22 protein-coding genes are annotated in these 23,241 nt (G+C 43.8%); all 22 read left to right on the top strand.

The features are described 5' to 3' along the window. The first annotated feature begins 76 nt into the window (after positions 1 to 76). The 22 genes from atpE (at position 77) to CEF17_RS15725 (ending at position 23,222) form a co-directional block, all read left to right on the top strand. A complete protein-coding gene (gene atpE, locus CEF17_RS15825) occupies positions 77 to 286 on the top strand; it encodes a F0F1 ATP synthase subunit C (protein WP_054637075.1) in 210 nt (69 codons plus the stop codon). 101 nt (positions 287 to 387) lie between these two features. Further along, a complete protein-coding gene (gene atpF / locus CEF17_RS15820; protein WP_054637076.1) occupies positions 388 to 879 on the top strand; it encodes a F0F1 ATP synthase subunit B in 492 nt (163 codons plus the stop codon). Continuing rightward, positions 876 to 1,415 (top strand): F0F1 ATP synthase subunit delta, encoded by a 540-nt coding sequence (locus CEF17_RS15815; protein WP_100400383.1) that lies wholly within the window; start codon positions 876 to 878, stop codon positions 1,413 to 1,415. Before atpF ends, CEF17_RS15815 begins: the two co-directional genes overlap by 4 nt. An 18-nt stretch (positions 1,416 to 1,433) precedes the next feature. Next, entirely contained in the window at positions 1,434 to 2,945 is a 1,512-nt protein-coding gene (gene atpA / locus CEF17_RS15810; RefSeq protein ID WP_100400382.1) for a F0F1 ATP synthase subunit alpha, read from the top strand. A 51-nt stretch (positions 2,946 to 2,996) separates the two neighbouring features. Beyond that, positions 2,997 to 3,854 (top strand): ATP synthase F1 subunit gamma, encoded by an 858-nt coding sequence (gene atpG, locus CEF17_RS15805; protein ID WP_100400381.1) that lies wholly within the window; start codon positions 2,997 to 2,999, stop codon positions 3,852 to 3,854. A gap of 36 nt (positions 3,855 to 3,890) precedes the next feature. After that, positions 3,891 to 5,303: a F0F1 ATP synthase subunit beta gene (gene atpD / locus CEF17_RS15800; RefSeq protein WP_100400380.1), complete on the top strand. Its 1,413-nt coding sequence runs from the start codon at positions 3,891 to 3,893 to the stop codon at positions 5,301 to 5,303. A 28-nt stretch (positions 5,304 to 5,331) separates the two neighbouring features. Next, entirely contained in the window at positions 5,332 to 5,739 is a 408-nt protein-coding gene (locus tag CEF17_RS15795) for a F0F1 ATP synthase subunit epsilon (RefSeq protein WP_100400379.1), read from the top strand. A 514-nt stretch (positions 5,740 to 6,253) separates the two neighbouring features. Next, positions 6,254 to 6,487 carry a DUF1146 family protein gene (locus tag CEF17_RS15790; protein WP_054637080.1) on the top strand — a complete coding sequence of 78 codons (234 nt, stop codon included), beginning with the start codon at positions 6,254 to 6,256 and terminating at the stop codon, positions 6,485 to 6,487. Positions 6,488 to 7,210: 723 nt separating this feature from the next. Next, positions 7,211 to 8,536: a UDP-N-acetylglucosamine 1-carboxyvinyltransferase gene (murA, locus tag CEF17_RS15785; RefSeq protein WP_100400378.1), complete on the top strand. Its 1,326-nt coding sequence runs from the start codon at positions 7,211 to 7,213 to the stop codon at positions 8,534 to 8,536. A gap of 278 nt (positions 8,537 to 8,814) precedes the next feature. Further along, complete coding sequence (spoIID, locus tag CEF17_RS15780) at positions 8,815 to 9,864, top strand: stage II sporulation protein D (RefSeq protein ID WP_100400377.1); 1,050 nt, start codon at positions 8,815 to 8,817, stop codon at positions 9,862 to 9,864. A 188-nt stretch (positions 9,865 to 10,052) separates the two neighbouring features. Continuing rightward, the gene (locus CEF17_RS15775) at positions 10,053 to 10,928 is read left to right on the top strand and encodes a M23 family metallopeptidase (protein WP_100400376.1); all 876 of its coding nucleotides are present in this window, start codon (positions 10,053 to 10,055) and stop codon (positions 10,926 to 10,928) included. Positions 10,929 to 11,349: 421 nt separating this feature from the next. Beyond that, entirely contained in the window at positions 11,350 to 11,526 is a 177-nt protein-coding gene (locus CEF17_RS20140; RefSeq protein WP_198153545.1) for a hypothetical protein, read from the top strand. Positions 11,527 to 11,552: 26 nt separating this feature from the next. Continuing rightward, the gene (locus CEF17_RS15770) at positions 11,553 to 11,843 is read left to right on the top strand and encodes a hypothetical protein (protein ID WP_100400375.1); all 291 of its coding nucleotides are present in this window, start codon (positions 11,553 to 11,555) and stop codon (positions 11,841 to 11,843) included. A 117-nt stretch (positions 11,844 to 11,960) separates the two neighbouring features. Then, a complete protein-coding gene (locus CEF17_RS15765; RefSeq protein ID WP_054637085.1) occupies positions 11,961 to 12,263 on the top strand; it encodes a DUF4212 domain-containing protein in 303 nt (100 codons plus the stop codon). Between the two features lie 298 nt (positions 12,264 to 12,561). Then, positions 12,562 to 14,223 (top strand): sodium:solute symporter family protein, encoded by a 1,662-nt coding sequence (locus CEF17_RS15760; protein ID WP_100400374.1) that lies wholly within the window; start codon positions 12,562 to 12,564, stop codon positions 14,221 to 14,223. Next, positions 14,204 to 16,141 (top strand): DUF294 nucleotidyltransferase-like domain-containing protein, encoded by a 1,938-nt coding sequence (locus tag CEF17_RS15755; protein WP_100400373.1) that lies wholly within the window; start codon positions 14,204 to 14,206, stop codon positions 16,139 to 16,141. The genes CEF17_RS15760 and CEF17_RS15755 overlap by 20 nt, the downstream gene beginning before the upstream one ends. Positions 16,142 to 16,713: 572 nt before the next feature. Continuing rightward, positions 16,714 to 17,376 carry a 3'-5' exonuclease gene (locus CEF17_RS15750; protein ID WP_100400941.1) on the top strand — a complete coding sequence of 221 codons (663 nt, stop codon included), beginning with the start codon at positions 16,714 to 16,716 and terminating at the stop codon, positions 17,374 to 17,376. Between the two features lie 341 nt (positions 17,377 to 17,717). Next, complete coding sequence (gene spoIIID / locus CEF17_RS15745; RefSeq protein WP_054637802.1) at positions 17,718 to 18,002, top strand: sporulation transcriptional regulator SpoIIID; 285 nt, start codon at positions 17,718 to 17,720, stop codon at positions 18,000 to 18,002. Positions 18,003 to 18,988: 986 nt separating this feature from the next. After that, complete coding sequence (locus tag CEF17_RS15740; RefSeq protein WP_100400372.1) at positions 18,989 to 19,753, top strand: glycerophosphodiester phosphodiesterase; 765 nt, start codon at positions 18,989 to 18,991, stop codon at positions 19,751 to 19,753. 286 nt (positions 19,754 to 20,039) lie between these two features. After that, the gene (locus CEF17_RS15735) at positions 20,040 to 21,041 is read left to right on the top strand and encodes a rod shape-determining protein (RefSeq protein ID WP_054637805.1); all 1,002 of its coding nucleotides are present in this window, start codon (positions 20,040 to 20,042) and stop codon (positions 21,039 to 21,041) included. A 403-nt stretch (positions 21,042 to 21,444) separates the two neighbouring features. After that, on the top strand, positions 21,445 to 22,272 hold the full coding sequence (locus CEF17_RS15730) for a flagellar hook-basal body protein (protein WP_100400371.1): 828 nt from the start codon (positions 21,445 to 21,447) through the stop codon (positions 22,270 to 22,272). A 119-nt stretch (positions 22,273 to 22,391) separates the two neighbouring features. Next, positions 22,392 to 23,222, top strand: a complete 831-nt coding sequence (locus CEF17_RS15725) for a flagellar hook-basal body protein (protein WP_100400370.1) — start codon at positions 22,392 to 22,394, stop codon at positions 23,220 to 23,222. Positions 23,223 to 23,241 lie beyond the last annotated feature (19 nt).

The raw sequence follows: 23,241 nt of genomic DNA, 5'->3' as shown, positions 1-23,241 counted from the left end.
GGGAATTTGCTCTTTATTCCAAGAGCTTATTAAATATTATATTTTCAAACATACATTTTTAAGGAGGATTTTACTTATGGAAGCTTTAGCAGCTGCAATTGCCGCAGGTCTTGCTGCACTTGGTGCAGGTCTTGGTGTATCTAACATTGTCCGTGCAACAGTCGAAGGGATCGCTCGTCAACCAGAACTACGTGGAACACTTCAAACTACAATGTTTATCGGGGTAGCCCTTGTTGAGGCCCTACCGATCATTGCAATCGTAATCGCATTTATCGCATTATTCTAACAAGCATCTTGATGATTGATGTCAGAACCCAATGGCGGAGTTATATTCTCTAAGAAGCTTCGCCATTCCTTTTGTAATGACTGCTGAAAGGAGTGAATCCTATGCCTGATACAATTACATGGGGCGATACGATATTTTCGCTTGTAACCTTCATTATACTATTGGCTATCCTTCGTAAATTTGCGTGGGGACCTCTCATGAACATGATGAAAGACCGTGAAGAACATATCGCCAATGAAATTGAAACAGCTGAGAAGAATCGTAAAGAATCTGAACAGTATTTAGAAGACCAGCGTAAGGAAATTGAGCGTGCTCGTGAAGAGGCTCAATCCATTATAGAAAATTCAAAGAAAACTGGTGAAAAGCAGGGCGAAGAAATTATTGCCCAGGCGAAGTCAGAAGCAGAACGTATCAAAAACGATGCTGTAGCTGAAATCAGCCATGAAAAGGAACAAGCTATTTCTTCTGTACGTGAACAAGTGGCGTCCTTATCTGTCTTGATTGCAACGAAAGTTATTGAGAAAGAACTTGATGAGAAAGAGCAAGAAAGACTTATCGATGAATATCTCAAAGAAGTAGGCGAGAAAGTATGAGCGCAATAGCAAATCGTTATGGTGTGGCTCTCTTTCAGCTGGCGAAGGAAAAAGGAACACTTACTCAAATTGGTGATGAATTGAATGCAGTGCAAAAAGTATTTCAGGATAACAAAAAGCTGCAAGGCTTATTAAATCACCCAAAGGTGGATATGGAGAAAAAGAAAGAAGTAATTAAAGAAAGCTTTTCCCCACTAAGCAGCACAGTTCGCAATACCCTTCTCCTCCTCCTTGAACGAAACCGCATTGATGAAGTACTGCCAATGGTAGATAAATTCCAGGCATTAGCCGATGATGAACAAGGTGTAGGCAGAGCAATTGTTTACACGGTAAAACCTCTTAATGAGGAAGAACAAAAGAGAATCTCTGAAAGCTTCGCAAAAAAGGTTGGGAAGCAAACTTTATACATTGAAAACAGAATTGATAAAAGTCTCATTGGCGGCGTCAAGCTCCGAATTGGGGACAAAATCTTTGATGGCAGTGTAAAAGGCCAGCTTACCCGCATTGAACGCGAGCTTACCTCCGGAAGACGATAGAAGATAGGGGTGAACGAAATGAGCATTAGACCTGATGAAATTAGCTCTCTCATAAAGCAGCAGATTGAGAATTTTGAATCTGATGTGGAAATGAATGAAGTGGGTACTGTTATCCAAGTCGGTGACGGTATTGCCCGTGCTCATGGCCTTGAAAACGTAATGGCTGGTGAGCTTCTCGAATTTTCAAACGGCATTATGGGCATGGCTCAAAACTTAGAAGAAAACAACGTCGGTATCGTAATCCTTGGACCGTATTCCGAGATTCGTGAAGGCGATGAAGTAAAACGTACAGGCCGCATCATGGAAGTTCCTGTAGGGGAGCAGCTTCTTGGCCGTGTTGTAAATCCACTTGGACAACCTGTAGACGGAAAAGGACCAATTGAAACGTCTAAAAGCCGTCCAATTGAAAGTCCGGCACCTGGGGTTATGGACCGTAAATCTGTTCATGAACCACTACAAACCGGTATTAAAGCGATCGATTCCATGATTCCAGTAGGCCGCGGACAGCGTGAGTTAATCATTGGTGACCGTCAAACTGGTAAAACGGCAATCGCGATCGATACGATCCTTAACCAAAAAGAAGAAAATATGATTTGTATTTACGTTGCAATCGGGCAAAAGGAATCCACCGTTGCAGGGGTTGTGGAAACCCTTCGTCAAAAAGGTGCTCTTGATTACACGATTGTTGTAAATGCAGGTGCTTCTGACCCGGCACCGCTATTGTTCCTTGCTCCATATGCAGGGGTAACAATGGGTGAAGAGTTTATGTACAATGGCAAGCATGTTCTTGTTGTGTATGATGACTTGAGTAAACAAGCAGCCGCTTACCGTGAGCTGTCCTTGCTTCTTCGTCGTCCTCCAGGCCGTGAAGCCTTCCCAGGGGATGTATTCTTCTTGCACTCCCGTTTGCTTGAGCGTTCCGCTAAGCTCAGTGATGCACTAGGAGCAGGTTCATTAACTGCTTTACCATTTATCGAAACACAAGCAGGGGACGTTTCTGCATACATTCCGACAAACGTTATTTCCATCACGGATGGACAGATCTTCCTGCAGTCTGACTTATTCCACTCAGGTGTACGTCCAGCGGTTAACGCAGGTATCTCTGTATCCCGTGTTGGTGGTTCTGCCCAGATTAAGGCAATGAAAAAGGTATCTGGTACGCTGCGTCTTGACCTGGCTGCTTTCCGTGAGCTTGAAGCTTTCGCGCAGTTTGGATCTGATCTTGATAAAGCTACCCAGGCGAAGCTTAATCGTGGGGAGCGGACGGTTGAAATCCTTAAGCAAGGACTTCACCAACCTCTAGCTGTTGAAAAACAGGTTGTCGTGCTTTATGCCCTTACAAAAGGGTTTATCGATGATATCCCAGTTGATGACGTGCGCCGCTTTGAATCAGAAATGCTGACTCATTTTGAGCATAACAATAAAGATCTTCTTGACAGCATTCGTCAAACGGGAAATCTTCCTGACGCTGATGAATTTAATAAAGCGATCGAAGAATTCAAAAAGACGTTTAACGTAACTAAAAAATAATTTGAGAATGTTGTTTGGATGACCAGCCCAGCAAGAAGGTGGTGAACAAAGATGGCCTCTTTGCGCGAAATAAAAACGCGGATAACTTCGACAAAAAAGACGAAGCAAATAACAAAAGCGATGGAAATGGTTTCTGCGGCTAAGCTTAACCGTGCACAATCAAAAGCGCAGTCCTATGATCCATACACGCAAAAAATCCGCGATGTGGTGGCAAGCATCGCATCAAGCAGTACAGATGTAAGCCATCCCATGTTAGAAGAGCGCCCGGTAAAGAAAACCGGATATATCGTAATCTCATCTGACCGCGGATTAGCGGGCGGTTATAATTCTAGCTTGATGCGTGACTTCTTCAACAAAGTAGATGAACGTCACAATTCAACAGACGAGTACGGAGTAATTGTGATAGGACGAATCGGCAGAGACTTGCTGAAAAGAAGAGGAGTACCAATCTTTTCTGAAATCACAGGTCTTGGAGATGATCCTTCCTTTAACGATATCAAGAATTTAACCCGCACTGCGGTAGATATGTTCGCTAATGAAGAAGTCGATCAGCTGTACTTATGGTACAACCATTTTGTCAGCCCGATTTCTCAAATAGTGACTGAAACAAAGCTTCTGCCTCTTACGGATCTAGCAGAAGAAAATATAAAACAGTCATACGAATACGAGCCGTCTGAAGAAGTCATTCTTCAGCAGCTTCTTCCCCAATATGCTGAGAGCTTAATTTACGGGGCATTATTGGACGGAAAAGCGAGTGAGTTCGGTGCCCGGATGACTGCTATGAGCTCGGCAACAGACAATGCCGGCAACATTATTGAGGAATTAACCTTGTCGTACAACCGTGCACGACAAGCAGCGATAACCCAGGAGATCAGTGAAATTGTCGGCGGTGCCGCGGCACAAGAATAGACATTTCACATCTCTATCAGGCTAGGAGGGAAAGAGATGAACAAAGGATACGTCACACAAGTTATGGGTCCAGTTGTTGATGTTAGGTTCGAAAGCGGTAAGCTTCCTGAACTTGACAGCGCCCTGACTGTCGACCAAAAGGCGTCATCTGCTGACTCTGTTGACTTACAGGTTACATTAGAGGTCGCATTGCATCTAGGTGATGACTCTGTGCGTACCGTAGCGATGGGTTCTACAGACGGCCTCGTTCGCGGTGCGGAAGCATTAGATACAGGCGCTCCAATTACAGTGCCAGTTGGAAATGAAACACTCGGCCGTGTATTTAACGTATTAGGAGAAACAATTGATTTGGACGAGCCAATGGCACCAGGAGTGCGCAAGGATCCAATTCACCGTGAATCTCCAAAATTTGAAGAGCTTTCCACACAAACGGAAATTCTCGAAACTGGAATTAAAGTAGTAGACCTTCTTGCTCCTTATGTAAAAGGTGGTAAAATCGGCCTCTTCGGTGGTGCCGGTGTAGGGAAAACCGTATTAATCCAGGAGCTTATCAACAACATCGCGCAAGAGCACGGGGGAATCTCCGTATTTGCTGGTGTAGGTGAGCGTACTCGTGAAGGTAACGACCTTTACTATGAAATGAAAGACTCTGGTGTTATTAACAAAACAGCCATGGTATTTGGACAAATGAACGAGCCGCCTGGTGCACGTATGCGTGTTGCCTTGACGGGCTTAACAATGGCTGAGCACTTCCGTGACCAGGAAGGCGCTGACGTACTTCTATTCGTTGATAACATTTACCGCTTTACACAAGCTGGTTCTGAGGTATCAGCTTTGCTTGGCCGTATGCCATCTGCGGTAGGTTATCAGCCGACACTAGCCACGGAAATGGGTCAGCTTCAGGAGCGGATCACGTCCACAAAGACAGGTTCCGTTACTTCCATCCAGGCGATTTACGTACCTGCGGATGACTATACTGACCCGGCTCCAGCAACTACGTTTGCTCACTTGGATGCTACCACAAACTTAGAGCGTAAGCTTTCTGAAATGGGTATCTACCCGGCGGTGGATCCACTTGCATCTACTTCCCGTGCCCTTTCTCCTGAAATTGTTGGAGACGAGCACTATGAGGTAGCTCGTAATGTGCAGCAGACTCTTCAAAAGTATAAAGAGCTTCAAGATATTATCGCCATTCTTGGTATGGATGAACTATCTGAAGAAGATAAATTGGTCGTACATCGTGCTCGTCGTATTCAGTTCTTCTTGTCCCAAAACTTCCACGTAGCTGAGCAGTTTACAGGACAAAAAGGTTCCTACGTGCAAGTAAAAGACACCATCCAAGGTTTCAAAGAAATCTTAGAAGGTAAATACGATGACATTCCTGAAGATGCATTCCGTCTTGTAGGTCCAATTGACGATGTGCTTGAAAAAGCTAAGGCCATGTCCTAAGCCCGGATGCTGTTAAGGAGGAATTACCATGCCGACTATGAATGTCAATGTTGTAACTCCTGATGGCACAGTATACGAAGGGGATGTGGAAATGGTCAGCGCCCGTGCTCAAAGCGGTGAGCTCGGTATTTTACCTAATCACATTCCGATGGTTGCCCCGTTAGCAGTAGGAGCTATTCGTTTGAAGAAATCTTCAAACGATGTTCAGCTCGTTTCTGTAAGCGGCGGATTTCTAGAAGTTCGTCCAGACAAAGTGACCATTTTGGCTGAAGCTGCTGAACTTCCTTCGGATATTGATGTCGCCCGGGCCCGCGCTGCAAAAGAGCGGGCAGAGCGCCGGCTTGAAAGTGCCAAACAGGACGAAATTGATTTCAAAAGAGCCCAGCTTGCTCTTAAACGAGCAACAACACGGCTTGACGTTGCGAATAACAAATAAATAAAAAAACGTACCTGAACATTAGACGTTCAGGTACGTTTTTTTATTTGCTCTGTAACCTATTTGTAACAATTATGTAACATTTCCGTGGTGCCTGGCACCCGTATTAGTTGTAACATTATTGTAACAATCTTTGAGTTCGCGGAGAAAAAAGCTGTTTTATTCTCTGTCTCGCGGGAAGAGAAGATATAAGAGCAGTTATTAACAATCCTAGAAAGGTATGTATGAGACAGTCTACAGGGACTCCTTCCTGCGAAAGAAAGCGTAGAGCGTAATATGGTATTCTTTTAGTAATGTAAGCATTTCCAATTGATAATATTTTGTGAAACGACAAAAATTATCTATAGATTCTTTAGAAGAGATAGGATATTATGTAAATTGGATTGCTGATTACAAAGAGATTAAGCTTTCTTTAAAAAAAGCAATTTATAGGTAAATGGGCCCTTCTCATATGGCAGAATTTAACCTATGATACTTCTCGGATTGTCAGTTCGACGGTAAGGAGTTTTGAGTTATGGAAGATGCCGCAGGGCAACAGGCTATCATACATATCGTCGTCAATCTCTTTTTCTTGGTGGTTGTTTGGTGGAGCATACAATGCTTCCGATTTGATGTTTTTGTGCGACAGCCAGATGGTCCAAAAGCAAAGATGCTTATGATCCTGGTCACAATCGCACTAGCTCATCTCGTGAGCGCATTTTTCCTGGAGTATTTAAATTGGTCACTCATGCTTCGTTATTTGTTTTAACCAAAGCAAGCCCTCGTATTCGTTCTAAAAAGCGGGTGCTGACTACTTCTTCCATGTATGAGCTCTTATGTTCAGGTCACAATTTAGATAAGGACATAACTCGGCAGAAGAAATAGGCATCGGGAATACGTACAGGTTTGTAAGTTTTGCTGACCATCAGAAGGGGTAAGTGCAGTATGGATGCATGTATTTCCATTATTAGGCAGGAAATCATGAAAGAGGTAAAGAAGCTATGGGTCAAAAGCCAATAATTGCAGCAAGATTGCAGATTCAGTTTTCCTTTATTACTTTCCTGTATTAATCAAGAAAATGAAAAAAGAATGTGAAGAAAGCCTGCGATGAAAAGCGGTGGGGGTTTTACAGAAAGAAGATCATCAAAGGAAGATGCCTTGAAAAAAGGTGAGACAACGCCATTGGTAATTCCCTTTATCCGTTACACAAGTTTGAAATGAAAAGAACAAAAAAAGCAGCTGTCATTACGGACATAATCTAGGACCGTCATTACACTTTATAAATGCAACTGACCAACTACTAAACATTGGGCTAAGAACGTTACCCGTAAAGAGCACGCCCATGTGCCTTTTTGAATACGAATAACAGTAAGGCGAGATTCCTGTCTAACTGTATTGTAGGAAACTATTTTAAAAAGGGCATGCCTCGATCGGGACTTCTAAGAATTGCCTTAAAGATTTAGGATCATTATTGGACGCGGAGGGGAATACGTTGGATAAAATTATTGTACGCGGAGGAAAGCGGCTTAAAGGTACTGTAAAAGCAGAAGGCGCCAAGAATGCAGTGCTGCCTGTTATTGCAGCTTCTTTATTAGCCGAAGAAGGCACAAGCAAAATTTATGATGTGCCATCCTTAGCAGATGTATACACAATGAAAAATGTGCTTGCGCACTTAAACATGGATGTAGAATATAAGGATAATACGTTTGTTGCAAACGCTGAAGGTGCTCTTGGGACAGACGCACCGTTTGAATATGTTAGAAAAATGCGAGCATCTTTTTTAGTCATGGGTCCTTTGCTTGCTAGAAAAGGGCATGCGCATATTGCTCTGCCTGGAGGGTGTGCCATAGGTTCTCGCCCGATTGACCAGCACCTAAAAGGATTTGAGGCAATGGGAGCCAAAGTGGAAATTGGCCAGGGCTACATTGAAGCGAAGGTAAAAGGAAGACTTCAAGGTGCGAAAATTTATTTAGATTTCCCAAGTGTAGGTGCGACGGAAAACATTATGATGGCTGCGTCTCTTGCTGAAGGGACAACAGTAATTGAGAACGTTGCGGAGGAGCCTGAGATCGTTGACTTGGCCAACTATTTAAATGCAATGGGGGCTAAGGTACGCGGTGCAGGTACAGGAAGCATCCGTATTGAAGGAGTAGAAAGCTTAAAAGCTGCTGAGCACACTATTATCCCTGACCGGATTGAAGCAGGAACGTTTATGGTAGCTGCCGCTATTACACGCGGAGATGTATTTGTTGAGGGAGCTCTTACTGAACATCTTCGTCCACTAGTGGCAAAGATGAGAGAAATGGGAGTGAAGATCGAAGAGCACGATAACGGAATGCGTGTGATTGGCTCAGATATTCTTCGCCCGGTTGACCTGAAAACAATGCCTCATCCTGGCTTCCCAACTGATATGCAAGCACAAATGATGGCTTTGCTTACACAGGCAAAAGGGACAGCTGTAGTGACAGAAACAGTATTTGAGAATCGTTTTATGCATGTAGAAGAGTTCCGTCGTATGAACTCCAGTATTAAAATTGAAGGACGCTCTGCGATCATCAGCGGACCAACACGCCTTCAAGGAGCAGAAGTATCTGCAACAGACCTGCGTGCAGGTGCAGCCCTTATTTTAGCCGGGCTTGTTGCAGAGGGCGAGACTCACGTAACCGAGCTTCGTCACATTGACAGAGGCTATGTAAACTTTCACGAGAAACTGAAAAGCCTCGGAGCCCGCATTGAGCGCGTAAAAGTTATTGAAGAAAGCGATATTGAAGAAGACAAAGTTGTATCTATGAACAGCAACAACAAAGCAGTAAACTAATCCTTCCAAAACGACCACTCTACCAAAGGAGTGGTCGTTTTTTTAGGGTGCCTGGCACCACAGCAGTTTGTAATATACCTGTAACATTTCAAGATCCCTCTTTCCTTTCATGAGTATGTTTTTGCCTTCTATCCTTGTTCTATCCCCGACCTAGAATTCATAAGCTGATACAGAAAAAGAAAAGCTTATTTAGTTGTGTCCTGCTGGGAATAAAGGTACAGGCAGGACAAGTTAACACTGGGTTGCATGAAGACTCTTGGCTCATGGGGGAAATTCATATGAAAAAACTGTTATGCTTGGGACTGGTTTTTACTGGTTTATTATTAGTGATGCCGGCTCTGCTGGTCATTGCTTTTTCAGGAAGCGGCGCGGCTCCTGTGGGGTCAGCTGATGGTACAGCACCCTTAACAGAAGCAGAAACAAGTTCCGAGGAGGTCAGCGATATGGCAGATAACCTCGAGGTAAGTGTTTTTAGGAGCAAAAGTGAAATGATTGAGGAGATTCCTTTAGAAGATTATGTAACAGGCGTAGTGGCCTCAGAAATGCCCGCCAGCTTCGAAATGGAGGCATTGAAGGCTCAAGCCCTTACAGCACGAACTTACATCATACAGCAGGTCCTGCAGCCTGTAGACATCAACCTGCCGGACGGAGCCATGGTTTCGGATACTCCCATGCATCAGGTCTACCATAGTAAAGAAGAATTGAAAGAGCAATGGGGCAGCGAGTATGAGTGGAAAATAAACAAAATAGAAGAAGCGGTAAAAGGAACGGCGGGCCAGGTGCTTACATTTGAAGGTGAACCGATTACGGCTGCCTTTTTTTCAACGAGCAACGGATACACTGAGAATTCTGAGGATTACTGGGAAAATGAAATTCCTTATTTACGAAGCGTAGAAAGTCCCTGGGACCAGAAATCTCCTCGATACGAAAATGCGAAAAGGTTTACTCAGTCCGAATTTGAACAGAAGCTTGGCATCACGCTCGGAGAAAGTGCAATTGGAGATATTGTAGAGAGAACAGAGGGAGGACGGGTGTCGGAAGTAGTGATTGGAGAGAGAACCTTTCATGGCCGTGATGTTCGGGAAAAGCTCGAGCTTGATTCCAGTGACTTTACCTTTGAACAGCTTGGAAATGAAGTCGTCGTCTATACGAAAGGCTGGGGCCACGGCGTGGGAATGAGTCAATACGGAGCCGATGGAATGGCCAAAGAAGGAAAAAGTTATAAAGACATCATTCAGCATTATTACCAGGGAGTTTCTGTGGATGTCGTGGATCCATACGTTCCTCGCCTGACAGCTATGGTTACCGGAGAAGAGGATGCTTCATAGATTTATAGGTGCCTGGCACCCCTGGGGTTTGTAATATAATTGTAAACAGTATGAGCTTGTAAGCCCTGTGCTATCAGCCTTTACCTTATTATTACAAAAAGGGTGCCAGGCACCCTTACAAAAAATTTCCAAATTCATGTATATCTTCTCTCAGTTTTGATCAGAATGGTTTTTGAGGTGATGATCAAATGAGAGAAGAAGACAAACAGCACACTGCTGCCCGTGAATCTCAATCCAGGGCATCAAAGCTGCGTGACGCAATGAAAAAATCGTGGGTATGGCCTGCAGTCTATCTAAGTGCATGTGCGATTTTACTAGGTTCGTTCTTTTTCATTCAAGGAACAGGGACCGACCAGGCAGAAGAACCATTGCCGCCAGATGATTTAGAGTGGGGCGAAGAGTCTCAAAATGAAGAAGATGCAGTTGAAGTAGCTTTAGAGACTGAGAATCTACAAATGCCTGTTAGTGATGAAGATAGTGTAGAGATTATTGGCTATTACTACGACCATGAAGCATCCACAGAAGAACAGCAAGCTGCACTCGTATATTACAATAATATGTACTACCACAACAAGGGAATCGATGTAGCGAGAGAAGACAATGAAACTTTTGAAGTAACAGCTGCTGCAAGCGGTGAAGTGGTAAAAGCAGAAAAAGATTCTCTGCTTGGCCATATTGTCGAGCTTGAGCATGAAGATGGATTGGTTACATCTTACAACAGTCTTGAAAAGCTTGAAGTTGAAGAAGGCGATTCTGTATCCCAAGGCGACGTTCTTGGAATGGCCGGCCGTAACCTTTATAACACTGACGCTGGCGTACACGCTCATTTTGAAGTGCGAAGCAATGGAGAAGCATTAAATCCAGTTGATATGCTTCACCAGCCAATGAGTGAAATCGTAAATGCTGATGAGAAGGAAGAAGAGCCAAAAGAAGAGCCAAAAGAAGAAGAAGCTGACACAGAAGATCAAGGCGATGAAGACTTAGAAGAAATGCTTCCTCAAGAGGATGACACTCAAGACGAGGAAGAAGAACAGCCTGAAGAAAACGAAGAAGACGTAGAATAATTTAATTGAACCAATAAAAAAGGGAAGAAGGTAAAGGTGTAACACCTCCGTTCTCCCCTCTCTATTAAGGACTCTGGTAAACATATCCAGGGTCCTATTTATTTTAATTTTCATTATTAAAAGAATTTTTTTAAAATAATTTAAAAAACCTGTTGCTAAGAATCAGAAAATTTGAAATAATGAGTAACATAGAAAGATAGGTAGAAACATAGAGAAAAGAAGAATAAAAGGTTTTCGAATCGATATTTTGAAAACGCATACATTTATTGAAAGACAGGTCTTCACAGCATAGTGGAATAATAACCTCCCAGATACACTAGAGGGGAGGATAATGAGGCGAGTGAACTTTTATGGCAGTCGTTAAGCTGAGCAAGTATTCAGTTTTTACCAGATTAATGAAAAAAAGAAAGGGGTCATCATGATGCTCATTCTCTTATTGACAATAACCTTGCTCTGTATTGTAGGAACCATTTATTTCAAAAAGCCGCTTCTCTTAACTGTACCGTTTGGAGTCATTGGCCTGTATATGGTCGTCCAAATAGCTATGGTGCCGCTGCCTTTTTTTGAAACCATTCGATTTATCTTTAGTCTTCGGTAAGGATGACAAAGAAAGGAGTAACAAGCATGAATGCTAAAGCTTCAAATCATACAATTCGCAATCAGCAGCAAGCTTATGCTGCCTGTCCCAAGTGCGGGAAAGAAGAACTTCTCCTCATTTTAAAATGGAGATACATGTTTTTAACTTCAACGATGCCGATAGTGGCAGCTCTTCTCATAGGATACTTCTTTCATATTATATTTCTTGTGTTTATTCCAGGAATTCTCGTGATGAATTACTTGATTGCTAAAAAGAAAACACCTTTTCTGATCTGCAAGACATGCAGGCACGCGCAACCATCATTTCAGCCAGATTGACTGCTCAGTCATTCATTTCAGGAAAGGTTTGATAATAACTCATATTAAAGGGGGTGGTGCCCTTCTAACCTAAAGGGACGAAGGGGGAAGAAGTGTATTAAATAAGGAGGTGCAATGATGCAAAAAGTAGAAAAAGCGAAAGCAGATGCTTATTTCAAAACAAGGACGACACTTGTGGTAATCTTCCTGGCTATCGGGTTTTTAGTATCATTTGGGGTGGTGGCGTTCGCAGAGTTTTTTGCACAATTTAGCTTTATGGGTATGCCGCTTCACTATTACATGGGGGCGCAGGGAGCTGTAGTCATGTTCGTGGTACTCCTCTTCCTTAACGCAATTATCAGTGACAGAGTTGATAAGAAATTTGGCATTGATGAAGAGTCCAATGTTCGGATTAGCGGTGGAAAGACACTGGATCATTAAATAGAAGAATTTTCGGGGGAGAAAGTAAAAAGCTCGCACGAATGGCCGTTCGTGTGAGCAGTAAATAGAAAAAACTATTCACTTTTATTTTAACAAAATCAGAAGAAAGAGTCATTTCACTTTTAGAAAACAGGATGATGACAAAGGGAGATAGATATAGGGGTTCAGGGAGTTGAAACAACTATGAGGGGCTGCTCCAAAGAAAAAAATACAGCTGACTGGCTGCTAGAACGAAACTTGAAAGTTCCTATCATAATAAAACACATGCTAAAGATTTAAATAGTGAGGGAGGATTACAATGGATGCTCAATCCTTAACGTCCATCGGTCTTATACTTTTAACATTTGCCTTATATATAGGTATATCGATTTATCACCGAGCGAAAGCTACCTCTGATTTCTACGTAGCGAGCCGCGGAGTTCCTCCATTCTGGAATGGTATGGCTATCGGTGGTGACTGGATGAGTGCCGCGTCCTTTATTGGGATGGCCGGTACGGTTATGCTCCTTGGTTATGACGGACTAGCCTACATTATGGGGTGGACAGGTGGTTACTTACTTTTAACCTTCCTATTGGCGCCTCAGCTTAGAAAATACGGACGCTACACGGTCCCTGAATTTATTGGGGACAGATTCGACAGTAACACTGCCAGACTAATTGCCGCAATTGCAACTATTATTATCAGTTTTACCTACATCATCGGGCAACTGTCTGGTTCCGGGGTTGTAATTGGAAGAATCCTGAACATTGATTCTATGTACGGGACAATGATCGGGGTTGTCATTATCGCAATTTATGCAACACTCGGTGGTATGAAAGGTGTAACCTGGACACAGGTAGCCCAGTACATGATCTTAATTGTTGCCTATATTATTCCGATTGTATTTATGTCCTTGCAAATTACTGGAAACCCATTCCCGTGGCTGACGTATGGTAACGTTGTAAGTGAGCTGGGAGCCATTGACGCAGAGCTTGGACTTTCAGAATATTTCGCACCTTTTGCTGAAAGCCAGAAAGCTCAATTTATTGCTCTTATGTTTACGTTAATGGTGGGTACAGCCTCCCTTCCACACGTTATTGTTCGTTTCTACACGGTAACAACAATGAAAGCAGCTCGCTGGAGTGGTGCCTGGGCAATTCTGTTTATCGCACTTCTTTACTTGTCTGCACCGGTATACGCTGCATTTTCCCGCTTTATTATAATGACTCAGGTTGTAGGTCAGCCAATTGATGATCTGCCTGCCTGGACACAGCCTTGGGTAGATACAGGGCGTCTGGAAATCCTCGACACTACCGGTGATGGTGTTCTTCACTGGGAAGACCTGGTAATCAGCAATGATATTGTAGTTATGGCGACACCGGAAATTGCAAACCTTGGATTATTTGTAACTGGCCTTGTTGCAGCTGGTGCCATGGCGGCAGCCTTATCAACCGCAGGCGGCTTGTTGATTACGATTTCTTCCTCCTTTGCTCACGATATTTACTATCGTTTATTGAAGCCAGAGGCTTCCGACCAGAAGCGATTACGTGCTGGACGAATTGCCATTGTAGCCGCTACCGTTGTAGCAGGTATTGTAGCATTGGATCCACCAGGAGTAATCACTCAGATTGTTGCCTGGGCGTTTGGTATTGCCGGCGGTACATTCTTCCCGGTACTCTTCCTAGGGGTATGGTGGAAGCGTATGAACGCAAAAGGTGCGATTGCCGGGATGCTTTCAGGGCTTGGTGTAACTCTAGGTTATATCTTCCTGGCACTGAACGATATCACGTTCTTTGGTATAATTGATACAGGAGCAGGGCTGTTCGGTGTACCAGTTAACTTGATTGTAACGATTGTTGTGTCACTCTTAACTGCGCCTCCTGCCCAGCGCTTACAGGATGAGGTAATGGATCTTCGTTACCCTGAGCAAATGACCTATAAAGACGGAGAGGTTTGGATGGATGAGTCTTCAGGAAAATAATATCTACTATAACCAAATAAATAATCACCCACTATTCAGCGGCGCTTCAGCCGCTGAATTTGGTGCATTCATGGAAGATTGCAATCTTCGGGAATATGAAAAGGGCGACACGGTTCTTTTTTCAAAAACACCTAGAGAAGGACTGCTTTTGATTCTTGAGGGAATGACCGAGGTATATGTAAACACAAAAGAAGGACACTCCAGCCAGGAAGTCCTTGAGGTGTTAGAAGCAGGAGACATCATCGGCTTTTCAAGTCTGGCAGACTTTCTCGGCCAGCCAAGTGAGGTAGAGGTAAACTATACGGTTGAAGTGCAGGCAGTAGAGAAGTCCGTTTGTCTGCAAATTCCTTATTCTGTTCTCGAGAAGCGGTGGGACAAAGAAGAAGTGAGGGAATACGTGCTTCGTCAGGTGTCAGTGCGTTTGAGAGATATTTATGCTTCTCTTGCCGAACAGGTTCAGCTGGCCAGCCAGTGGGGCGAAAGCGAAGCGTTCATCCGCCGTGTTCAGGACATCATGACCACGCCACCAATTGTTGTAGATCAAGAAACAGAAGTCGATGACATAGCAAGAATTATGGTAAAAGAAAGTACAAGCTCCGTTGTAGTAGAAGATGAGGATAGAAAGCTTGTCGGGATTATTACAGAAAAGGATTTGGTTCACAGGGTTGTGGCCAAAGGAATGGCTTCCGGACTAAGAGCCCGCACGATTATGACGCCGCGTCCTTTTACGATTCAGCGTCAGGCCTATTATTATGAAGCTATGTCCAGCTTTTTGATGAACAGAGTGAAGCACCTGCCTGTGGTGGATGAAAACGAGAGTGTAAAAGGAATGCTTACACTTTCTGACCTTCTTCGCCAGCAGAACCGCGGGAAGTTTGAAATTTTACAAGAGGTAGAAGAATCAAATGCAGAGACACTGCCTCATGTGAAAAAAGCAATCTATGAAGTGCTTGGCAATTTGATACAAGATAAGATACCGACTCTGCAAATCTTAAATATCATTACACAGCTCTTTGATCGTCTGGTACGCCATTGTGTCGTTCTTGCTGTGGAAAGTGTAGAGGAAAAAGGGTACGGCAAGCCGCCCGTTGCCTTTTCCTTTTATTTGATGGGCAGCGGTGGACGGGGAGAGCAGTTCATGCTGACAGATCAGGATCACTTCCTCGTCTATGAAGACCCTGAGGACGACCAAGATCCAGATGACATAGAAATGTATTTTCGTATGCTTGGCGGGGAGATTGTACTCTGGCTTGAGAGAGCAGGATACCGGCCGTGCGATGGCAATATGATGGCCAGCGAGCATAGCTGGAGAGGATCTGTCTCAAAATGGGCAGAGCGTCTCCGTACGTGGGGTGTCAGAGCTACAAATGAAAATATTCTTCTGGGACATAATTTCCTGGCCTTTCGTTATCTTTACGGCGAAGAAGCTGTAGACGAGCAATTTACGAAAATGGTTCTGCAGCAGATGGAAAAGTCCCGGATATTCCTATACCGGGCAGCGGAACAGGAAAAAGCCTCCCCGGTGCAAACATTGGACCACCCGATTAGAGCGTTGTTCAGGCTGAAGAAGGAATCTATCGATATCAAAAAGAACGCATTATTTCCCTTCCATCACTCTTTGCAGATTCTCGCAGCTCATCACGGAGTGGTAGGCGGAGTGCCGATAGATCAAATAAAGAAATTAACAAGGAAAGGTGTCTTTACAGAGGCCTTTGAAGATGAATTGCTGTTTGCCTATGAGATCGTATTAAAAATATGGGTAGAGCAGTCATGGAACCGGTATTCCAGAGGAGAGCAAAGCTCAAGCGAAATCAAGTTCACTCACATTAAATCACGGGACAAAGAAGAGCTCATGATCGCCTTGAAAACGATCAGGTCCCTTCAGAACCAGGCCATCGGCGCATTCGGCATGATGTAGGAGCACCCTTAAAAAGGTGCTCCTTTTTTTGGGGGTGCCATTTATTTAGGGTGCCTGGCACCCCATCAGGTTGCAACATAAAAAAATGGGAGAAGCGCGTGTGGTCAGGTGTTTGCGCTGGTGAAATATTACAGGGGCTGTGGGGTGCCAGGCACCCTCCCCGGTTGTAACATAAGAAAGTGTGAGAAGTGCGTGTGGTCAGGGGATTGCACAGATGAAATATTACGGGGTTTGTGGGGTGCCAGGCACCCTCCCCGGTTGTAACATAAGAAAGTGTGAGAAGTGCGTGGCATCAGGTGTTTGCACATATGAAATATTACAGAGGGTTGTGGGGTGCCAGGCATCCTGCCGTCTCAGCCTGAGGCAGCAAAAATAAACAGGTAACTATAAAAGTTGCTGACAAACTAGTCAGTTTTATATATAATCATTGTATAAAGAATTTTCTAATTATTTAAAATTGTAAGCGTTGCCAAAGTTTAAGAGATTTTCTATGGGGAATAAAACATAGGTACTAAAGTTGAAATTAGCCCAAATATCTTGCTTGATCACAAGAGGGGAGATTGCACGTGATGATGTTTTGGAAAAAGAAAAGCCTTCACTACCAACTAGCCAATCAGCTCCCGTTAAACACGCCATTAGAGAACATGTCGTTTACCGTCTTTGACACTGAAACAACAGGTTTTTCTATCGGAGGGAAAGATCGGCTCATTGAAATAGGGGCTGTCCAAGTAGAAAACATGAGTGTCACCGATAGAACCTTTCAAACCTTTGTGAACCCAGAGCGAGAAATACCAGAAAGAATTGTAGAACTAACTGGCATTAATGAAGGACAAGTAAAGGATGCTCCTAATTCTCTGGAAGCTATTGAAGCTTTTTATAAATACGTTGAAGAAAATGACAGCGGAGGATGGGTTGGTCATTATCTAAGCTTTGACGTAATGGTCTTAAAAAAAGAATTACAACGGCATAAATTTACTTTTGATGAACCATTATCAGTCGATACTTTAGATTTGATCGGGTATTTAAACCCATCCTGGGATATGAGAGATCTTGAACATTACGCTAAGCAATTTGGAACAAACATATATCAAAGGCACAGTGCTTTAGGAGATGCTTTAACAACCGCGCATCTCCTTGTGGAGATATTTCATCATCTTAGAATGCGAGGAAAAAGAACACTTGGTGACATCATCGATATAACCTGTAAAGAAAACGGAAAAATACTTCAGTTTTAATAAGAGTAAACCACTGGCTCATGCCAGTGGTTTTTTTACGTATATCGAGGTGCCAGGCACCGCAGGTTGAATGTAACAAAGGGAAGGGAGCGCGCGCCCCAGCTCCAGGGGATACAGCGCGGGGGAGGCGAACATAAGATGACAGCGGCACATAGGTGCCAGGCACCGCACCCCAGAGGCACCGCACCCGGACCACCAGCCCAAGGAGGCACTGCACCGCGATGGTGTCAGCCACCTTATTTAAAGGAAAGCCTTGTCCTGCTTGAGTTTTTGGTATATATGTGCCCACTCGTTAATAAACTGTAACAAATCACCAAGAATGGAGTAGGAGGCGAGTGGTTGTGCACGATTACATCAAAGAACGAACTATCAAGATTGGGAGGTACATTGTGGAGACTCGCAAGACTGTGCGGACGATCGCCAAAGAGTTTGGGGTTTCGAAAAGCACTGTCCACAAAGACCTGACTGAAAGGCTTCCTGAGATTAATCCAGAACTGGCAAACGAAGTAAAGGAAATTCTTGAATACCATAAATCGATCCGCCATCTTCGAGGTGGAGAAGCAACTAAAATTAAGTATAAGAAAACCCAAGATAGATCCTCTGTGCAAACAGAACCTACTATTTAAGTAACAGAACCCTCTCAGTCATCTCCCCTTACTAAGCTTCCAACGTGCCCCCTGCATGCGTCTCCTATGTCCACCATAGGTACGTTCAAAGCTCTTCGTGTGTCCAAACCGTATCTCACCTCTTCGAATAATCAGGCACACAAGACATTAGTATTCTATTAAACATTACGTATGATTAATAATCAGTTACGAAGATTCTTATACAACCATAAAGCCGGGTCTGGCCCTTTTGTCAGGCCCTTTTGCGTGAACAAGAGGTTTCATTTATCACTGAACCAGCCTGTATGAAGGGAACAGAGGATCTTCCAATCCCTTTGCTCCACCCCAAAGATATCTACCATTTGTTCTTACTTCATATATAGATCATTTCCTCTCTTTTATTCCTGACAAATAGAGGACAAGGAAAAAAAGTAGATTAAAAAGATAGAGAACTTAACCTCCTGGGAGGTAAGAGAAAGTCAGGATCCTCCCCTGCCGCTCACATACACCAGAATTTCTGGTCATCCGTATATTTTTGTAAAGCTTACATAGATATACACAGGAGTACAGGTCAATTCTTTACAAAGGAATACAGTATACTATGAGCGCGGTAGAAATGGTGTAAGTCAAAGGGGAAAAGATAAGTTGCCGGTTGCTTCGTGTTCCATTTGACTTTATTCCATGTCGTGCCATCCCTGGCTGGTTTGCCGATCACCCTTTTACAACCCATATTTTCACTCCCTCCTGTCAGGGAGTTTTCTTACGTTTTCAGGTTGATTTCTATAGAAAATCGACATGTAAAAAAGGACCGAAAAGACCGGCATCACGTGCAGCACCAAGCTCTGTTTTTTTCCAAGCAAGGGCCCCGTGATAAAATAGAAGACAGAATCAGCTGCCACTTGCAAGTCTGAAGCGGCTCAAATCAAAATGGGAAAACAACGTAACGACCGGCCTGTCTGCTTAAGACAAGCCCAGCTTTCAAGCCAGAAAGGTAGGTAGAAAAAAGGATGACAAACATTTTCGCCCATAGGGGAGCTTCAATCACTCACCCGGAAAATACAATGGCTGCTTTTCAGGCAGCTGTGGATGCCGGGGCTGAAGGTATCGAACTAGATGTCCAATTAACAAAAGACGAAGAAGTCGTGGTCATTCATGACAATACAGTAAACCGGACGACAGATGGGTTTGGCGCAGTTCATGAGCTGACAGCAAAGGAAATTTCCAAGCTTGACGCTGGTTCATGGAGAGATGCTTCCTTTCGAGGAGAAAAGGTTCCTTTGTTAAAAGATGTTCTGGAATGGCTTACAGACAAAGAGATTCTTATAAATATAGAATTAAAAAAGCATAAACCAGGGTATGAAACTCTGGCCAAAAAAGTAACAGATGTAATCAAGGAGCATAACGTTCAAAAGAAGATCATCCTTTCTTCCTTTTACCATTCAATCATGGTTGACCTTCACCAGAATCACCCTGATATAGAAAGCGCACTTCTTGTAACAGCTGGCCTTTATGATCCCCTGTCTTATATGAAAAGCACCGGCATCACATCTTTACATGCCAATGTAAATACAATAACAGTAAAAGAAATGCAGGAACTTCAACGTCACGGGATAAAAGTGCGAGTGTACACAGTGAACAATCCGATTGAAATCAAATGCTGCATTAAAGCTGGCTTTGATACAGTGATGACAGACGATCCAGCAGCGGCTGTCAAATTACGTAACAGGCATCTAGAAGACATAAAGACTACACAAAACCCCCATGATATCTAGGTCTTTCCTATGAGATATGGAATAAAAGATAATTTTCCCACTGAAGACAATTTTTCAAAATCAATGGTTGACTTTTGTTTCTGTTTCCATTTATTTATGATAAAATTACAGATTAGAGAAGAGCGTATGCCGGTATAAAAACGGAGAGATAAGAAAACAATAACTAAAAAACGCCTTTTTGCATCCTACAGAAGTCACGTTTTTTGTGGTGGCTCCTTTTAGTGATGTGTTTTCAATGAGTATGGATATATTTTGGTTGTAGATAAAGGGAGGAGAGACAAAGAAAATGGCCAGAGATATTGGGATAGATTTAGGAACGGCAAACGTTCTAATACATGTAAAAGGCCGAGGAATTGTACTGGACGAGCCATCAGTAGTTGCAATTGAGAAACAAACAGGACGGGTCATGGCGGTAGGGGAAGAAGCTTTCCGAATGGTCGGCCGTACACCTGGCAACATTGTAGCCATTCGTCCTATGAAAGATGGCGTCATTGCAGACTTTGAACAAACGGAAGCAATGCTCAAGCACTTTTTAAATAAAATTAATGTAAAAAGCATGTTTTCTAAACCAAGAATTCTTATTTGCTGCCCGACAAACATTACATCGGTGGAGCAAAAGGCAATCAGAGAAGCTGCAGAGAAAAGCGGCAGTAAAAATGTGTACCTGGAAGAAGAGCCAAAAGTAGCAGCGGTAGGTGCAGGCATGGATATCTTCCAGCCAAGCGGCCACATGGTTGTAGATATCGGCGGAGGTACAACCGATGTAGCTGTGCTTTCTATGGGCGATGTCGTCACGGCATCCTCTATTAAAGTAGCAGGCGATCAATTTGATCAGGATATTTTAAATTACATTAAAAAGAAATACAAACTGCTTATTGGTGTTCGTACTTCTGAAGCCATTAAGATGGAAGTAGCTACTGTATCTCCAAGCGGACGGGAAGCGGAAATGGAAATTCGCGGACGTGACATGGTCAGCGGTCTGCCACGCACGATTTCTATCACGGCTTCAGAGATTTATGGCTCGCTTATGGAATCAGCAAGTCACATCGTCCAGGCGGCTAAATCGGTATTAGAACGAACTCCTCCAGAACTATCGGCTGATATTATAGACCGAGGGGTGATCTTAACTGGCGGCGGCGCTTTAATTCACGGAATTGATGAGCTGTTAGCTGATGAATTAAAGGTTCCTGTGATGATCGCGGAAGAGCCAATGCATTGCGTGGCAAATGGTACAGGAATTATGCTTGAAAATCTTGACAGACTATCAAACAAGAAAGCAACGTTATAAATTACTCCGGGTCCCTGATGCAATTGGCATGGGACCTTTTTTTATAGGAGAAACGAACGGAAAAGAAGGAAAAACCTTGTTCATTGTCGAAGCATGTAGCAGTATGGTTGTGATTAATCTTTTTTCTCCTTGATTCCTTGAAAAAGTAAGAAGAATAGCCGATATAATAGAAAGGATCTTTTTTCTTACAAAACAAAACACCAGATAGACAAGCCGTATGACATAGGACTTTGTAGATGACAGGTTCCCCATTTCCAGCATGGCGGCTGGGCATATGGCCTGAGCCTGTAGGTGTTGAGCGGGCTAATCCTTACACGCAGACCAAGACTAAATGAATGTACATAGTATTAAAATCTATATCTTAACCATAGATAGCTCGAGAGAACGAAGGAGGACCACATCCATGCTAAGAGGTTTTTACGGAGCTGCTGCCGGAATGATTACTCAGCAGCGCCGCACGGAAATGCTGACGGAGAACATGGCAAATATCAACACACCGGGATACAAAGGGGATCATGCTTCGATTCGGTCTTTTCCGGAAATGATGATTTATGCCCAAAACACAGCAAGTATGCCGCCTAATCAGGCAGCGCCGATTGGGGCGCTTGCCACTGGGGTCTATATGCAGGAAAGAACTCCTAATTTTGCGCAAGGGGACTTGCGGGAAACAGGAAACAGCACTGACATTGCCTTATTGCAGGGGAATATACCGGTAAATGAAGAAACAGGACGCGCGGGTGCCTTATTTTTTAATGTAACAAATGAAAACGGTGAGCAGCGCTACACAAGGAATGGCAGCTGGACTGTCGATGGAGATGGGGCACTGGTCACAGCAGAAGGACATTATATTCTTGGGACTGACGGAAATACCATTAATGTCGGAAATGAGCATTTTATCGTGGGGGAAAATGGGGTAATAGAGACTGAAGAAGGGATTAACGCTGGGCAAATCGGAGTAGCTTTTGCTGGAAATCCTGAATCTCTGGTAAGAGATGGTGGGGGTCTTTACCGTCTTGGTGAAGGAGAAGATGAGCTGCCAAATGCCCTTGAGGTAGAAGAGGTGAATTTTCAGCTGAATCAAGGATTCCTGGAAGGGGCTAACGTAGATGCCGCCCAAACCATGACTGAGATGAACAGCGCTTTTCGAACGTTTGAGGCCAACCAGAAGGTTCTTCAAGCCTATGATCAAAGCATGGACAAAGCAGTCAATGAAGTAGGGCGCCTGGGCTGATCGTAGAGTGAATTTCCCGGGAAATTTACATCTTGGGGGCAAGCATGGCAGTTTTCCTTTGAACAGGAACAAGAGCAGCACAGCAAGACATACTACTTATCCAAAAAGGTGTGACCTTTATGAATACATCAATGATTACATCCTCTGTTACCATGGGCCAGCTTCAGCAGCAGCTTGATACGATCTCCAACAATCTTGCCAATGCTGACCGTACAGGGTATAAGCGGCGAGAACATTCCTTTTCCGATCTTTTGGCCCAGCAGGTTAATAACCAGAGTGCCCAGCAGTATGAAGGAGGACGGTTAACTCCTTTAGGCGTTCGTGTGGGAAGTGGAGCAAAAATAGCACAAACGGCCCTTCGCATGGAGCAAGGCAGCATTCAACAAACAGAACGTTCCTTAGATTTTGCATTAACAGACCGTGAAACCTTCTTTCCTGTTCAAGGAGAGGAAGGGGAAGTCCTCTATACGAGAGACGGGGCTTTCTACCTTTCGCCAGACCCGGCAAACCCTGATCAGCAGGTGATTGTGACAGGCGATGGAAGCGAGCTTCTTTCTGGAGAAGGAACTCCTTTTTTCGTTCCAGCTGGCACCCGAGATTTTCAATTAACGAATGAGGGAATGCTGGAAGCCGTACTTGCTAATGGAGAGTCAGTAAACATTGGAGAAATGGAGCTTGCCCGCATCACGAAGCCCCAGCTTTTAGAAGGAGCAGGAGGCAGTATGTTCAATCTTCCGGACCTTGCTGCTCTTGATATTGAGGCTGAAAATGTGATAGAGTTGGTAGCTGGTAACGAAGCTCAAGTACAGCAGCGTGCACTGGAGCAATCGAACGTTGATTTTTCCAAAGAATTTGCTGATATGCTTAACGCTCAGCGTGCGTATTCATTTAATGCAAGGTCTGTCAGTCAAGGAGATCAAATGATGGGTCTTATCAATAATCTTCGATAGAAGTAACTTGCAGAAAAAC

Origin of the sequence: Bacillus sp. FJAT-44742 (assembly GCF_002797315.1) — a bacterium.
Lineage (GTDB): Bacteria > Bacillota > Bacilli > Bacillales > Marinococcaceae > Thalassorhabdus > Thalassorhabdus alkalitolerans.
Note: the sequence above shows the minus strand (reverse complement) of the source record. Positions and strands in the feature narration are given on the sequence as shown.

What these genes read in the sequence shown, in the direction of transcription:
- CEF17_RS15795 (WP_100400379.1), top strand. Translation starts at nt 5,332, where the DNA reads ATGCCGACTATGAATGTCAATGTTGTAACTCCTGATGGCACAGTATAC.
- CEF17_RS15760 (WP_100400374.1), top strand. Translation starts at nt 12,562, where the DNA reads ATGGATGCTCAATCCTTAACGTCCATCGGTCTTATACTTTTAACATTT.
- spoIID (WP_100400377.1), top strand. Translation starts at nt 8,815, where the DNA reads ATGAAAAAACTGTTATGCTTGGGACTGGTTTTTACTGGTTTATTATTA.
- CEF17_RS15740 (WP_100400372.1), top strand. Translation starts at nt 18,989, where the DNA reads ATGACAAACATTTTCGCCCATAGGGGAGCTTCAATCACTCACCCGGAA.
- CEF17_RS15725 (WP_100400370.1), top strand. Translation starts at nt 22,392, where the DNA reads ATGAATACATCAATGATTACATCCTCTGTTACCATGGGCCAGCTTCAG.
- atpG (WP_100400381.1), top strand. Translation starts at nt 2,997, where the DNA reads ATGGCCTCTTTGCGCGAAATAAAAACGCGGATAACTTCGACAAAAAAG.
- CEF17_RS15770 (WP_100400375.1), top strand. Translation starts at nt 11,553, where the DNA reads ATGAATGCTAAAGCTTCAAATCATACAATTCGCAATCAGCAGCAAGCT.
- CEF17_RS15815 (WP_100400383.1), top strand. Translation starts at nt 876, where the DNA reads ATGAGCGCAATAGCAAATCGTTATGGTGTGGCTCTCTTTCAGCTGGCG.
- CEF17_RS15755 (WP_100400373.1), top strand. Translation starts at nt 14,204, where the DNA reads ATGAGTCTTCAGGAAAATAATATCTACTATAACCAAATAAATAATCAC.
- atpD (WP_100400380.1), top strand. Translation starts at nt 3,891, where the DNA reads ATGAACAAAGGATACGTCACACAAGTTATGGGTCCAGTTGTTGATGTT.
- atpE (WP_054637075.1), top strand. Translation starts at nt 77, where the DNA reads ATGGAAGCTTTAGCAGCTGCAATTGCCGCAGGTCTTGCTGCACTTGGT.
- CEF17_RS15730 (WP_100400371.1), top strand. Translation starts at nt 21,445, where the DNA reads ATGCTAAGAGGTTTTTACGGAGCTGCTGCCGGAATGATTACTCAGCAG.
- CEF17_RS15765 (WP_054637085.1), top strand. Translation starts at nt 11,961, where the DNA reads ATGCAAAAAGTAGAAAAAGCGAAAGCAGATGCTTATTTCAAAACAAGG.
- atpA (WP_100400382.1), top strand. Translation starts at nt 1,434, where the DNA reads ATGAGCATTAGACCTGATGAAATTAGCTCTCTCATAAAGCAGCAGATT.
- CEF17_RS15735 (WP_054637805.1), top strand. Translation starts at nt 20,040, where the DNA reads ATGGCCAGAGATATTGGGATAGATTTAGGAACGGCAAACGTTCTAATA.
- atpF (WP_054637076.1), top strand. Translation starts at nt 388, where the DNA reads ATGCCTGATACAATTACATGGGGCGATACGATATTTTCGCTTGTAACC.
- CEF17_RS15790 (WP_054637080.1), top strand. Translation starts at nt 6,254, where the DNA reads ATGGAAGATGCCGCAGGGCAACAGGCTATCATACATATCGTCGTCAAT.
- CEF17_RS20140 (WP_198153545.1), top strand. Translation starts at nt 11,350, where the DNA reads ATGCTCATTCTCTTATTGACAATAACCTTGCTCTGTATTGTAGGAACC.
- CEF17_RS15750 (WP_100400941.1), top strand. Translation starts at nt 16,714, where the DNA reads ATGTTTTGGAAAAAGAAAAGCCTTCACTACCAACTAGCCAATCAGCTC.
- CEF17_RS15775 (WP_100400376.1), top strand. Translation starts at nt 10,053, where the DNA reads ATGAGAGAAGAAGACAAACAGCACACTGCTGCCCGTGAATCTCAATCC.